The 13,588-nt window shown below is 27.9% G+C and carries 11 protein-coding genes; 6 read left to right on the top strand and 5 right to left on the bottom strand.

All coding sequences use genetic code 11. The features are described 5' to 3' along the window. The first annotated feature begins 17 nt into the window (after positions 1 to 17). From AB0T67_RS07775 to AB0T67_RS07765, 3 genes are all read left to right on the top strand, one after another. A complete protein-coding gene (locus tag AB0T67_RS07775; RefSeq protein ID WP_271231047.1) occupies positions 18 to 461 on the top strand; it encodes a YHS domain-containing (seleno)protein in 444 nt (147 codons plus the stop codon). 117 nt (positions 462 to 578) lie between these two features. Beyond that, entirely contained in the window at positions 579 to 2,225 is a 1,647-nt protein-coding gene (locus tag AB0T67_RS07770; protein ID WP_369219834.1) for a glycerol-3-phosphate dehydrogenase/oxidase, read from the top strand. Positions 2,226 to 2,324: 99 nt separating this feature from the next. After that, a complete protein-coding gene (locus AB0T67_RS07765) occupies positions 2,325 to 2,822 on the top strand; it encodes a hypothetical protein (RefSeq protein ID WP_271231048.1) in 498 nt (165 codons plus the stop codon). Positions 2,823 to 3,008: 186 nt separating this feature from the next. Here AB0T67_RS07765 and AB0T67_RS07760 read toward each other — a convergent pair whose 3' ends face one another. The 4 genes from AB0T67_RS07760 to AB0T67_RS07745 all read right to left on the bottom strand — a co-directional run bounded on the left by AB0T67_RS07760 (position 3,009) and on the right by AB0T67_RS07745 (position 10,380). After that, positions 3,009 to 6,788, bottom strand: coding sequence for a DUF7619 domain-containing protein (locus AB0T67_RS07760; RefSeq protein ID WP_369219833.1), 3,780 nt, complete (start codon positions 6,786 to 6,788; stop codon positions 3,009 to 3,011). 431 nt (positions 6,789 to 7,219) lie between these two features. Then, positions 7,220 to 8,488 carry an MFS transporter gene (locus AB0T67_RS07755; protein ID WP_369219832.1) on the bottom strand — a complete coding sequence of 423 codons (1,269 nt, stop codon included), beginning with the start codon at positions 8,486 to 8,488 and terminating at the stop codon, positions 7,220 to 7,222. Positions 8,489 to 8,497: 9 nt separating this feature from the next. Further along, positions 8,498 to 9,157: a hypothetical protein gene (locus AB0T67_RS07750; RefSeq protein WP_271231051.1), complete on the bottom strand. Its 660-nt coding sequence runs from the start codon at positions 9,155 to 9,157 to the stop codon at positions 8,498 to 8,500. A gap of 227 nt (positions 9,158 to 9,384) precedes the next feature. Then, complete coding sequence (locus tag AB0T67_RS07745; RefSeq protein WP_369219831.1) at positions 9,385 to 10,380, bottom strand: NAD(P)H-dependent glycerol-3-phosphate dehydrogenase; 996 nt, start codon at positions 10,378 to 10,380, stop codon at positions 9,385 to 9,387. 95 nt (positions 10,381 to 10,475) lie between these two features. Between AB0T67_RS07745 and dut the strand changes: the two genes are divergently transcribed. Beyond that, positions 10,476 to 10,907, top strand: coding sequence for a dUTP diphosphatase (gene dut / locus AB0T67_RS07740; RefSeq protein ID WP_271231053.1), 432 nt, complete (start codon positions 10,476 to 10,478; stop codon positions 10,905 to 10,907). Positions 10,908 to 11,069: 162 nt separating this feature from the next. Here dut and recA read toward each other — a convergent pair whose 3' ends face one another. Next, positions 11,070 to 12,098 (bottom strand): recombinase RecA, encoded by a 1,029-nt coding sequence (gene recA / locus AB0T67_RS07735; RefSeq protein ID WP_271231054.1) that lies wholly within the window; start codon positions 12,096 to 12,098, stop codon positions 11,070 to 11,072. A 114-nt stretch (positions 12,099 to 12,212) separates the two neighbouring features. On the opposite strand from recA, the gene AB0T67_RS07730 reads away from it, so the two are divergent. Both AB0T67_RS07730 and AB0T67_RS07725 read left to right on the top strand, forming a co-directional pair. Next, the gene (locus AB0T67_RS07730; RefSeq protein ID WP_369219830.1) at positions 12,213 to 13,010 is read left to right on the top strand and encodes an aldose epimerase family protein; all 798 of its coding nucleotides are present in this window, start codon (positions 12,213 to 12,215) and stop codon (positions 13,008 to 13,010) included. A gap of 1 nt (position 13,011) precedes the next feature. Further along, a complete protein-coding gene (locus AB0T67_RS07725) occupies positions 13,012 to 13,578 on the top strand; it encodes a pseudouridine synthase (RefSeq protein WP_369219829.1) in 567 nt (188 codons plus the stop codon). Positions 13,579 to 13,588 lie beyond the last annotated feature (10 nt).

The raw sequence follows: 13,588 nt of genomic DNA, 5'->3' as shown, positions 1-13,588 counted from the left end.
TAAAAAAGTATAAAACGATGAAACATATTATTACATTATTTTTTTTAACTATTTCTACAACATTATTAGCTCAAAAATTAGATTATAATACTGAAAAAGGCACTGTTGCAAAAGGCTACGATATAGTTGCTTATTTTTCAAATAAAGTAGTTGAAGGAAGTAAAAAAATAACCTTTAAACATAACAATGTTAATTTTAGATTTTCTAATAAAGAGAATTTAAATAAATTCAAAGAAAACCCTAACAAATATATACCACAATATGGAGGGTATTGTGCGTATGCACTGGGTAAAAAAGGAAAAAAAATAGATATCAACCCTGAAACTTTTGAAATAAGAAACGGTAAACTCTATTTATTTTACAATTCTTGGGGAAGTAATACGTTAAACCTTTGGAAACAAGAAAATACTGAAAAGTTAAAAAAACAAGCCGATATTAATTGGCAAAAATTAAATCATTAATTGATTTAAAATGTTGCTGGGGGGCAACGATTAAGAGCTGATATATTCAGCTCTTTTTTTTGATATATTTTAACTTAACCTTATTTTTATCCTTATTTTAGCTAGCAAAAACTAGCTATGATCAATTTTTCTTTTTTAACCAGAAAAAAAATTCAAAAAGAATTACAAGAAACTGAATTCGATATTTTAATTATTGGTGGTGGTATTACTGGCGCAGGTATTGCATTAGATGCAGCATCAAGAGGGATGAAAGTTGCATTAATTGAAAAAAATGATTTTGCATCGGGTACTTCAAGTAAATCAACAAAATTAATACACGGTGGTTTACGTTACTTAAAACAATTCGATTTTTGGTTAGTAAAAGAAGTAGGTTCGGAACGTGCAATTGTACATAAAATAGCACCACATTTAGTCATCCCTGAAAAAATGATTTTACCATTAATTGATGGTGGTACTTATGGAGCTTGGTTAACTTCTATCGGATTAAAAATTTACGATGTATTAGCTTCTGTAGAAGGAGATGATAAACGTAAAATGCTTGATAAAAAAGAAGCGCTAGAAATAGAACCTTTATTACCTGAACATATTTTAAAAGGAGCTGGTTATTATGCTGAGTATCGTACAGATGATGCTCGTTTAACTATTGAAGTATTAAAAACGGCAAGTCAATATGATGCACAAATACTTAATTATACAAAAGCAGATACCTTTATTTATGAAAATAATAGAGTAGTAGGAGCAAAAGTTACCGATATTTTTAATAATGAAAGCTATAATATTAAGGCAAAATATGTTGTAAATGCAGCAGGACCTTGGGTTGATGAATTACGTCAACTTAATAACTCAAAAATTGGAAAAAGACTTCATTTAACAAAAGGTGTGCATTTAGTAGTTGCTCACGAAAAATTCCCCATAAAACAATCTGTTTATTTTGATGTTCCTGATGGACGTATGATGTTTGCAATTCCTCGTGGAAAAGTAACCTACTTTGGTACTACAGATACCAATTTTCAACAAGATAAAAACACCGTAAAAATAGATATTACAGATACTATTTATTTAATAGCGGCTGTAAATAATATGTTTCCTAATGTACATTTAACCATCGATGATATTCAATCATCGTGGGCAGGTTTGCGCCCGTTAATTCATGAAGAAGGAAAATCAGCTTCAGAACTATCTCGTAAAGATGAAATTTTTGTTTCTGATACTAAATTAATTTCTATCGCTGGTGGTAAATTAACTGGATATCGTAAAATGGCAGAGCGTACTGTTGATTTAATCGCTAAAAAAATGGTGCGCCGTTTTGAAATTGAATTTGAACCTATACAAACAGAAGATATTTTATTAACTGGTGGACCTTTTGAAGATTATAAATCTGTAAAAAAATATGTAACAGAAGTTTATGATACTTTAAAAAAAGATAGTTTTACTAAAAAAGATGCTGAATATTTAGTCCATAATTACGGAAGACAAACAAATATCATTTTAGATAAGTTTAATACTCTTGAAGAAAAAAATATAGAGCTTCGATTATTAAAAGCAGAAATTTGGTTTACAATTCAATATGAAATGACCTGTACACCTACTGATTTTTTTATGCGTAGAACTGGTCGTTTATTTTTTGATAAACCTAGTGTTAATAACTATAAAAATGAAGTTTTAAAAGAGTTTACAAACTACTTTAATTGGTCTGATTTAGAAACCGAAAAACATCGACAAGAATTAAAATCTAAAATAAAAATGACTGTAAATTTTAACTAATTATTAGTTAAAGGTTAATTGTAACTTAAAAAAAACAAATCTATCTTTGAGTTTCTTAATTTTTTTTTTGATAAAAATACTATCAATACTTAAAATAACATGAAACAAAAGTTAATTATATACTTATTTTTAATAAGTAGTTTTATAGCTAAAGGACAAACAAGTAATATTGTAACAGCAACAGAATTTGATGCTTTTAAAATAAATAATATTACGTTATCTGATTTAAAAAATACACAAGGAAAAAAATCATTGATTGAAAACTTACTTGGGACTGTTAATTCTTATAAATCAGATGAAGGCTATGTTTATATTACCTTTAAAGGTTTAAAGGTAGATTTTTCTTTAGCAAATAATAAACCATACATAGAGTCTTTTGAAGTAAACACAAAAGAACATAATATAACAGTAAAGAATACAACTGTTAATATAGGAAGTAATATAAGTGAATTAGGTACAATTGTTTTTAGTACTGGTAGAAATGGTAATAAAAGTATTTTATATACTACGTGTGAAGATTGTGATAGTTTTATCAATATTGAATTTAATCAAAAAACTAATATTATTACTAAAATTAGCTATTTAGATATGTCTTAAGTAATGAAAAAAATCCCCGATAAAATCGAGGATTTTTTATTGAAAAAATATTTGTATTAAAATTTACAACCTGTAACTTCAATAGCACTTTTTACTTGTATTTTTTATAAGTTTAAAATTAAAGACGTATCTAAAAGCCTGTTAACTTAATATATTTTCAGTTTATTTTTCTTGATGTTTCTTTTATTACTCTAAAATAATTTTTTTATTAATCGTTCCTAAATCAGATTTTAATTCAACAATATAAACTCCTATTGAAGTTTTAGGTAATTGAATAACACTAACACCAGTTGATTTAAATGAAGTACTAATAATTTTTGCACCTAAAATAGAATAGATATTTAACGATGCATTATCAGTTTGTAAACCAGTAATTGTTATGCTATTATTTACTGATTTAAAAATACTTACATTTTGTAATTTTTGTTGGATAGGCGCTTCTTCTAAAATTTTAGAAGTAGTATGAATATAAAATTGTCCCGCACCTTTAGTTGTATTTTCTAAAATAACTTTATGATTTTTTTCAGAAATATTTGTAAATGTATTAGCAATTCTATCTTCTAAGTAAATTTTAATATCTTCAGGAAGATTTTGAGTTTTTACAGAAAAAGTAACTTCTTTAACTGATTTTGCTGTTATTCCAACAGGAACAATCATTGCTTCTAAATCTGTATTTGGTAACGATTGTATCGCTAATTTATTACCTTTATTATCTGCTAATAATTCTGTAAATATTTCAAAGTTAGCTTTTTTTCCTTCTTCAAATATTTTAGAATCATATCCTTTATCAAAACCAGTAGTTTTATTAGCTATATAAAATACTTTAGTTGATTTTTTACTAGCCTCATTTTCTACAAATAGTTCAAAAGAAGGCTTAGGTGCTTGTCTCATAAAAGTGTCATTTTGATGACTTTGATTTGAGATAGCAAAAGTGACATTACCATTAGTAGCAGCTTTAACAAAGAAAGATTGCCCTGGAGCAATTTCTATCGGGTTTATTTCATTGTGTGTTTCATAAGCTGTTCCATTCCATAACCAAACTGTTTGTTCACTAAGTGCTTCTGTATTTTCAGTAGCAAAATCTGCCGAATTTATATAAGCAGTAAATGGATTACCAACTAAATTTAAATTGTTTCTAGTACCAGCAGTTATGCTAGAATTAACATCTGAGGTATTTATTGTTCCTGTAAAAGATAACGTACCAGCAGTTGCTAATTTTACAGATAAACCATTTCCTGAAGGCAATAGACCAGTTTTACTTGATTGTGCATATGACCAAGCCGAACCAATATCATTTGAATACTCTCCAATTCCAATATTAGAACCACTTCCTGTTACAAAAGTATTATTCGCTATAAGATTTTCATAAGTTTCCTCAGAAAGAGGAGAAGAAACTAGATGCCAATTTGTATTAGGTATATTTCTTTTGTAAGTTACAGATCCTGTTACGGTACTTTTTGGTATAAAAGAAGCACCAGATTCAATAGTTAAACGAGTAAATGTTACTGCTGAATTAGCTGTTGGATAGTTTGTTAATCCAGAAGGAATTACAATACGACTACTCGCTGTTGGTAAAGAATTTGTACTCCAGTTAGATGTTGTATTCCAATCGTTATTTGTAGTTCCTGTCCAAGTAATATCATCACTATTAATTGTAACGTTTACAGTTTCATCTGCTGTAATTACTGGTGCGTTAAAATCAAAATAAATAGCAGCACCATTTACAATTTTATCTCCTTCAACTAAAGTCGCTTTACTCTTTATTTTAAATAATACATATCCATCATTATTGGCATCATCAAAAGGAAGGTTTATATCATTAAAAATAAATTCTACCTCGTTACCTTTAGTAATTGTTGTTGAATAAGAGTGACTAGATTCTAATGGTATTAAAGATTCAATATCCAATTTAGTAGTATCGATAACGTCTTTAACACGGATGTTTACTGCCTCAGCTGTTCCTTTATTTTCAAAACGAATTAAATAATGCAAGTAGTTACCTACATCGTTAGGGTTTAAAATATTTCCTTCCAAACACCTTTTATCATTAGGATCGTAAGAATTTACAACTATTTGTGATAAAGTCATTACATTATTATCAGGTGTTTCATCTGTTGCTCCTGTTACTCTTGCTGTATAATTTAAAATATCTCCATTATTTAATGCTGGAGAATCTAAAGGTGTATTTAATATAAAAGTTACAGGTATTTCTACTGATTGTAATGGTAATAAATTAGTAAAACTCCAAGTCAATTGTCCGTTTGTATTGCTATTTACAGTAGGTATTGAACTAACGTAGTTTAATACATTTTCTTGATAATCTAAAGTAACTATACCAGATTGTGTCGTTGTTCCTATGTTTTTATAGATAAGTTTATAGGTTGCATTAAAACCAGGTCTTGCTCTAGTTAAAGGCACAATACTTACTTCTAAATCATTAAAATTACCAATTGATTTTACGCAATAATCTGTTATTAGTGTATTTAAATCTTCAGGAATATTTATTGGATTTGTAATAACAGGTGTTGAAAATGTAAAATAATTTAAATTCTGTAATGCAGGAGTTATAGAATAGGTATCATCAGCTATAAATAAATTGTATTCTCCTTCTTTATTTGGGTATACCACAGCAGATTCTCCAGTAGTTTGCGAAATTGCAGTAACTTTTAATCCTCCTGTAAAAGGAATATCAGCACTATCACATCCATCACCATTCACATCATAAGTAACAGTACCTTGAATACGATTATGAGGTACATCACAATTATTAGAAAGCATACAACTTGTTTGATTAGCCTCTTCTAATAGAGAAAAAATATCGTTTAAATATTCTTGGTCTGCGCAAATAAATTCTAGGTTAGGACAACCTACTAGATCTAATTTTTTTCCACTTGAAGCTGATGTCCCATATTCTATTTGCTGTCCTATCATAGAAACAGTTTTTAAATTAGGATTATAGCTAAAATATAAAAGTGTAAGTGAACAAGAACTTACATCTAAAGTATTTAAATTATTACGATAAATACGTAAGCTTTTTAATTTAGAATTATTAGAAAGATTTATATCTGTTAATTTATTATTCTCTGCTGATAACCCTTGTAATAATACATTTTTAGAGATATCTAAATCTAATAAATTATTGAACGGAACATAAAGCCATACCAAATTAACATTTTTAGAAACATCAATTCCTGTTAATATATTACCACGTACCTGTAGTTTTTGTAATAATACATTTTTAGTAACATCTAGCTGTCCTAAATCATTATAACCTACATCTAAGTCTGTTAATAATATATTTTTAGAAACATCAATACCTTCTATATTATTACCAGAAACATTTAAAGATATTAAATCTAAATTATTAGTTAAATCAATATTGCTAATTTTATTACGACTTAATTCAATTGTTAGTAAATTAACATTCTTAGTAAAATCTATTGATGTTAATTGATTAAAACTCAAACTAATTGATCTTAATTTAATATTCTTCGTAAAATCTATTGATGTTAATTGATTGAAATCTAAATTAATTGATGTTAAATCTAAATTATTAGTTAAATCAATATTACTAATTTTATAATTTCTAGCTAAACTAATTGAACTTAACTTAATATTCTTCGTAACATCTATTGATGTTAATTTACTCCAATTTAAATTAATTGATCTTAGTTCAACATTCTTAGTAATATCTATTGATGTTAATTGATTCTTATTAGCTTGTAACGTTACTAAATTTACGAAGTTTTCAATACCACTCAAATTATTTATCCATTTGTTATCTAAATTTAAATACGTTACATTTTCAGCTTCTTGAATACTTATTTCACTATTGTTATCTGTATCTATTTTAGGAATATGATTTAAAAGCGCATTTTCAAAAAGAGGATCAGGGAAATCTATTTTTTGGGCATTTCCAATAGCAAAGTAAGCTATTAATAAGGTTAGTAATAATAATTTTTTCATCTATTTTTATTTTTTGGTTTATATCATTGTTACTAATAATGTTATTTTTTAAATGATTTCAATTATTTAAAAAATTTTAATTTAAAACATCATAAATAAATGAAATTCAATATATTAATTACATATAAGCATTAATGATTTAGCAATATTAAGTGATATTATTCACAGCTACAATACCCAATACCCCTAACTAAAAATAGGGTTAACCCTATATTAGTTAACTTATCTTTAATATTTTAAGGATAAAATTTCTATCAAAAAAACAGGATAGGTATTCATTTTTTTTTAAAAAAAATACACTAAAAAATATTTTAGAAATAAATTTAAAAAAATTATTTAGTTACTTTTAAAAACACAAAAAAAGCCCGTTAAGGCCTTTATTTAAAATCTGAAGAAAAAATAAATTAGATTAAACTGTTTTTTTTATAGTATTACTCGATTTTTTCATGTGCTTCTAAATCTTTTGTTAAGTCTAATTTTCGTAATGTTGGATTTATTATTCCAGTAGTAATTACAGTTATTAAAGTCATCGTTCCTCCAAAAACAACTGCCGTAACCGTTCCCATTAATTTTGCGGTAACACCACTTTCAAAAGCTCCTAATTCATTCGAAGAGCCTACAAACATCGAGTTTACCGAAGCTACTCTACCACGCATATGATCGGGTGTTTTTAGTTGTAAAATAGTTTGACGGATAACCATTGAAACACCATCGGTAACTCCACTAAAAAATAAAGCTACAATTGATATCCAAAAAACAGATGATAATCCGAATACAATAATACAGATACCAAAACCAAAAATTGCAGCTAATAATTTCATTCCTGCATTTTTACTAATCGGAATATAAGCCGTTATTAACATTGTTAAAAAAGCTCCTATTGCTGGTGCAGCTCGTAAAGCTCCAAATCCTTCTGGTCCTACTTTTAAAATATCTTGTGCATAAATCGGTAATAAAGCGATCGCTCCTCCAAATAACACAGAAATCATATCTAAAGTAATCGCGCCTAAAATGGCTTTTGTTTTAAATACAAAAGTGATTCCTTCTTGTAAACTTTTCATAATTGGCTCGCCTATCTTCGGATTTAAAATGGGTTTTTTATCGATAAAAAAGACCATCAAAAATGAAAATAAAACCAATCCAAAAACAATACAAAGCGACCAATGAACTCCTAACCATGAAATTGTAAACCCTGCAAAAGCAGGTCCTAAAACGGAAGCCATTTGCCAAGTAGAACTACTCCATGTGGCAGCATTTGGATATAATTTTTTAGGAACTATTAAAGCGATTAATGAAAATATTGTAGGTCCAAAAAAAGAACGCAATAATCCCCCAAAAAACACCAAAGCATAAATAGCATATAAAACAGTATTTGATTGCCAACCTTCAATAAAACTAGGAAGTGTTAAAAAAAACAAGCCTAAACTAATCAATGAAAAAACACCGATACAAAGTGCTAGTAAATTTCTTTTTTCTTTCTGATCAACAATATGACCTGCAAATAATGCCATCGATACCGCAGGAATTACTTCCATTAAACCAATAATACCTAATGATAAAGGGCTTTTAGTAATACTATATACCTGCCATTCTATAATGATAAATTGCATAGACCAACCAAATACCAAAGCAAAACGAACTAAAAGAAATATATTAAATTCTTTAATTCTTAACGAAGCATACGGATCTTTTTTTTCCATTTTGTAACGTTAATTCAATTTTAAATCCATTAAAATTGAAAAAGTTTCATTCACATCTTCTTCTTTTACAACAATGGTCATTTCATTAGTTGTTGATATTATTTCTTGTACAGCTATATTTGCCCAAGCAAATTGCTTTAAAATAAAATAATATATACCTGATTGTTCAAGGTTACCTTTAGGAAGTTTTATAGTTATTGAAGCTAAATCATTTACATTATGAATTAATGTTTCTTTCTTAAATATTTCTTCTACAAAAGGTTGTAAGTTTTTACTAGTTACAATATTTGTTTCAAAAATTCCTTGAGAAACTGTTAAGAAATAATCATTACTATCTGCCGATTTACTTAATATTTTAGCAATTTCTCTTAATAAAGAAGTGGTGTTTTTAAAGGTAAAATCACACAAGTCTGAACGCACAATTACATCGCCTAAATCAAGCGCTAGTTTTTTAATATTTTTACGAACTCTTAATTCATTCGCTGGCGATAACCTATTAATAGCCATCATAACTGCTCCTACCTTTATATCTTTTTTTAATAATTTAGATACTTCAGGTAATACAACTCTTGCTAAAGAAGATACATTTATTAATTTTTCATTTAAAGCCTCTTCAATAAAAGGTGTTTTTCTTATCGTTATTTCAACAGCTTCTTGAATTGTTTTCATGATTGTTTAATTTTAAACAAATATAATTAAAATACAACTAACAGTAGAATTTTTCTAAAACTTTTAAATTGTTTAGATTTAAGACAAAATAGTCATGACTCAAATTTTTGAATTATTTTTGTATTTGCAATTATTTTTGCGAAAACAAAAACACAACTAAATTACAGAAGCGACTGATGAATTTTCTTCTTTTTATTAAGAAGGATTATTTTATTAAATGCAAACAACTAATCTAATCTATTTGTTAACTTCAAAAATTCATCCTTCGCTTCTTTTTTATCATATAAAATATTGTATACTGCTTCAATAATAGGAGTTTTAGCACCTATTTTTTGATTAATTTCATAAGCACTTTTAGTAGCATAATATCCTTCGGCAACCATACTCATTTCCATTTGTGCCGATTTTACCGTGTACCCTTTACCAATCATGTTTCCAAACATTCTATTTCTACTAAAAACAGAATATCCTGTAACTAATAAATCACCTAAATAAGCCGAATCATTAATGTTACGTTTCATTTTATGTACTTTTTTAATAAAACGTTTCATTTCACGAATACCATTACTCATTAATACAGCCTGAAAATTATCTCCGTACCCTAAACCATGTGCAATACCAGCTGCTATAGCATAAATATTTTTTAACATAGCCGCATATTCTGTACCAATAATATCATCTGATATTTTAGTTTTAATATAACGACCAGCAATAAATTGACTTAAATTTATGGCTTTTTCTTCATCTTGACAAGCTAAAGTTAAGTAAGATAAACGCTCCATTGCTACTTCTTCGGCATGGCAAGGTCCTGTAATTACTCCTATATTTTGATAAGGAATATTAAACTTTTGATGAAAATGTTCACCAACAATTAATCCTGTTTCAGGTACTATTCCTTTTATTGCAGAAAAAATAATTTTATCACTTAATGAAGCTGTTAATTTTTGAAGTTCTATATTTAAAAAAGCTGATGGAATGGCAAAAATTAATATATCATAATTTTGAATAATGTAATTAATATCATCAGACAAATCTAATTGTTCAGGATGTAATTCAGCTGAACTCAAATAATTAGGGTTATGTTTATTATGTTTTATATGTTCAATAGCATATATACTTCGCATATACCAACCAATAGTTTGAAGGTTTTCAGATAACATTTTTACAATGGCAGTAGCCCAACTTCCTCCACCTAAAACTGCTATTTTACTTTGATTATTCATATTCGTAGTTTGTTTGTTGTACAAAATTAATAAAACTATATTCTACTATCTAAACCTTAAGGGTATTATATTTGAAAATTGAAAAAATGAATAGAATGAACGTACAAATAATAAATAAATCGAAACATCAAACACCTGCATATGAAACTCAAGGTGCTGCAGGAATGGATTTAAGAGCTAATATTACAGAAGCTATTACCTTAAAACCTTTAGAAAGAGCTATTATAAAAACAGGATTATTTATAGCATTACCTGTTGGTTTTGAAGCACAAGTACGCCCAAGAAGCGGATTAGCTGCTAAAAATGGAGTAACTGTGTTAAATGCTCCTGGAACTGTTGATGCTGATTATCGTGGTGAAATTGGGGTTATTTTAGTTAACTTATCGAATGATAACTTTGTTATAAATGATGGTGAACGAATAGCACAATTAGTAATAGCAAAACACGAACGTGTAAACTGGCAAGAAGTTACTGTTTTAAATGAAACTGAACGTGGTACTGGTGGTTTTGGTAGTACTGGTGTTTAATTAGTGTTCAAATTTTTAGCCCCGATTGAAGCATTTGTTTGAGCTCTTTTTTGTTTTTTTCAAACAAAAAAAGCGAGTGCGGAAAGCGGGAAATTGCTTCTAAAAATAAAAACCTGTTGTAAAATATTACAACAGGTTTTTATTTTAAATATTAAAAAAAAGTTATTCTTGATTTTCAATAGCCTCCTTTATTTTAGCTTCTAATTCTTCTGCTAATTCAGGATTATCTTTAATCAAACCTTTTACAGCATCTCTACCTTGCCCTAATTTAGTTTCACCATAGCTAAACCATGAACCACTTTTTTTGATAATTCCGTATTCAACACCAATATCTAAAATTTCACCAACTTTTGAAATTCCTTTACCATACATAATATCAAATTCTGCAATCTGAAATGGTGGAGCTACTTTATTTTTTACAATTTTAACTTTCGTACTGTTTCCGATAACTTTATCGCCATCTTTAATTTGTGTTCTACGACGAATATCTAAACGAACAGAAGCATAAAATTTTAATGCATTACCACCTGTTGTTGTTTCAGGATTTCCGAACATTACACCAATTTTTTCACGTAATTGGTTAATAAAAATAACCGTACATTTTGTTTTACTAATTGTACCTGTTAATTTACGTAATGCTTGAGACATTAAACGGGCGTGTAATCCCATTTTAGAATCTCCCATTTCACCTTCAATTTCCGATTTTGGAGTTAATGCAGCAACAGAATCTACTACTACAATATCTACCGCACCAGAACGAATTAAATTATCAGCAATTTCTAATGCTTGCTCACCGTGGTCTGGCTGAGAAATAATTAAATTATCAGTATCAATACCTAAACTTTCAGCATAAAAACGGTCAAAAGCGTGTTCTGCATCAATAAAAGCTGCAATACCTCCAGCTTTTTGAGCTTCAGCAATTGCATGTAATGTTAAGGTCGTTTTACCTGATGATTCTGGTCCATAAATTTCAATAACTCTTCCACGAGGATATCCACCAACGCCTAAAGCTAAATCTAATCCTAAAGAACCTGATGAAATTACTTCCATTTCCTCTACCTTAGTATCACCTAATTTCATTACCGATCCTTTTCCATAAGTTTTATCTAACTTGTCTAAGGTCAATTGAAGTGCTTTTAATTTTGCTTCTTTTTCTTTATCTTTATTTTTATTTTCTTTATCTGCTGCCATAAATCTTGCTATTTTTATTATAAAAAGAGTTGCTAAGTTATGAAAAACTACTTTTAATTTACCATCTTTTTTATACTACATTTTGTAATATTGTTTTTCTTAATTTCAATAAAAATGAGTGCTACTATTCTTTTAAAAAACTGCTATAGTTCGGCAACTATATGTAAAGGTGAGTTAATTAGTTTTATCGTTAATAATGAAGAACTAATGCATTCAAAAGATTCACCTGGTTGGAATGCTTCTGATATAGAAATGTTTCCGATTATTGGACCTACAAAATTAAATGATTTTTCTGTTGATACACCTAACGGAGTTGCTAAACAAGACCAACATGGTTTATTAAGAGAGCTTAATTATCAACTTATTTCTAGTGATAAAACTTCTGCCGTTTTTGAAAAAAAATACAAGAAAAATACGCTTATAAAAAACAGTAAATTTCCTAAAAAATCAACACAAGAAAATTTATTTTGGACATATGATTTTATTTTCAGAAAAATTATTTCGCTTGAAAAATCAGCTATAAAAATAGATTTTGAAATTATTAGTGATAAAAAAATGCCTTATATGTTAGGCTATCACCCAAGTTTTAAATTGTCTGGTTTTGCTGATGAAATTATAAAAACAAAAAATAAAGAAATTAGCTTATCGGAAATTTTAAATGTAGGTTCGGCAGCTTATAAAGTTTTAAATACAAATGAAATTAATTTGATAAAAAAAGAGGGGAGTAGTATAAAAATTAGCACCAAAAATTTTGATAATTTTATGTTGTGGACTCCCGTTAAAAATATGGTTTGTATCGAACCGATAACGCAATATCCTTTAGAAAAAAACACCGAAAATTCAATAAAAAATAGCAGAATAAGTACAGGTAAAGACTTATTTTCTGTAATAATAAGTACCTTATATATTTAATATGGAACACCGTCATTTTATTATTCATAAACCTTATGGTTATCTTTCTCAATTCATTACAAATGAAACTAAAAGAAAGAAAAAAATGTTAGGCGAATTGTTTGATTTCCCTGAAAAAACAATGGCAATCGGACGTTTAGATTTTTCATCCGAAGGACTTTTATTTTTAACTACTGATGGAAAAGTAAGCGCAGAGGTTCGCAGTAAAAAAGTAGAAAAAGAATACTATGTTCAAGTTGATGGACTTATAACTAATGATGCTATTGAAAAATTAAAAAAAGGTGTTGAAATTGGTTTCGATGGTAAAAAATACATCACACTACCAGGAAAAGCATCTATAATAGATACTCCTAATTTTCCTAACAGATCTCAAAAAATAAGAGATGAACGTCATGGACCTACAAGCTGGGTTAGTATTGTTATTTCAGAAGGAAAATTTAGGCAAGTCCGTAAAATGACAGCCGCTGTTGGTTTTCCTACATTACGTTTAATTAGAATTCGTATTGGTGATATTCATTTAAATGATATGAAATCTGGTGAAGTTAAAGAAGTCAATATTTTATTATAAATAAACGATA

The organism is Tenacibaculum salmonis, assembly GCF_041053065.1.
GTDB lineage: Bacteria > Bacteroidota > Bacteroidia > Flavobacteriales > Flavobacteriaceae > Polaribacter > Polaribacter pacificus_A.
The sequence above is the reverse complement of the archived record's forward strand: the minus strand, read 5'-3'. Positions and strand labels throughout refer to the sequence as shown.

Coding starts and splice junctions, on each gene's coding strand:
- AB0T67_RS07765 (WP_271231048.1), top strand. CDS start 2,325: ATGAAACAAAAGTTAATTATATACTTATTTTTAATAAGTAGTTTTATA.
- AB0T67_RS07730 (WP_369219830.1), top strand. CDS start 12,213: ATGAGTGCTACTATTCTTTTAAAAAACTGCTATAGTTCGGCAACTATA.
- AB0T67_RS07725 (WP_369219829.1), top strand. CDS start 13,012: ATGGAACACCGTCATTTTATTATTCATAAACCTTATGGTTATCTTTCT.
- AB0T67_RS07760 (WP_369219833.1), bottom strand. CDS start 6,788: ATGAAAAAATTATTATTACTAACCTTATTAATAGCTTACTTTGCTATT.
- recA (WP_271231054.1), bottom strand. CDS start 12,098: ATGGCAGCAGATAAAGAAAATAAAAATAAAGATAAAGAAAAAGAAGCA.
- AB0T67_RS07775 (WP_271231047.1), top strand. CDS start 18: ATGAAACATATTATTACATTATTTTTTTTAACTATTTCTACAACATTA.
- AB0T67_RS07750 (WP_271231051.1), bottom strand. CDS start 9,157: ATGAAAACAATTCAAGAAGCTGTTGAAATAACGATAAGAAAAACACCT.
- dut (WP_271231053.1), top strand. CDS start 10,476: ATGAACGTACAAATAATAAATAAATCGAAACATCAAACACCTGCATAT.
- AB0T67_RS07770 (WP_369219834.1), top strand. CDS start 579: ATGATCAATTTTTCTTTTTTAACCAGAAAAAAAATTCAAAAAGAATTA.
- AB0T67_RS07755 (WP_369219832.1), bottom strand. CDS start 8,488: ATGGAAAAAAAAGATCCGTATGCTTCGTTAAGAATTAAAGAATTTAAT.
- AB0T67_RS07745 (WP_369219831.1), bottom strand. CDS start 10,380: ATGAATAATCAAAGTAAAATAGCAGTTTTAGGTGGAGGAAGTTGGGCT.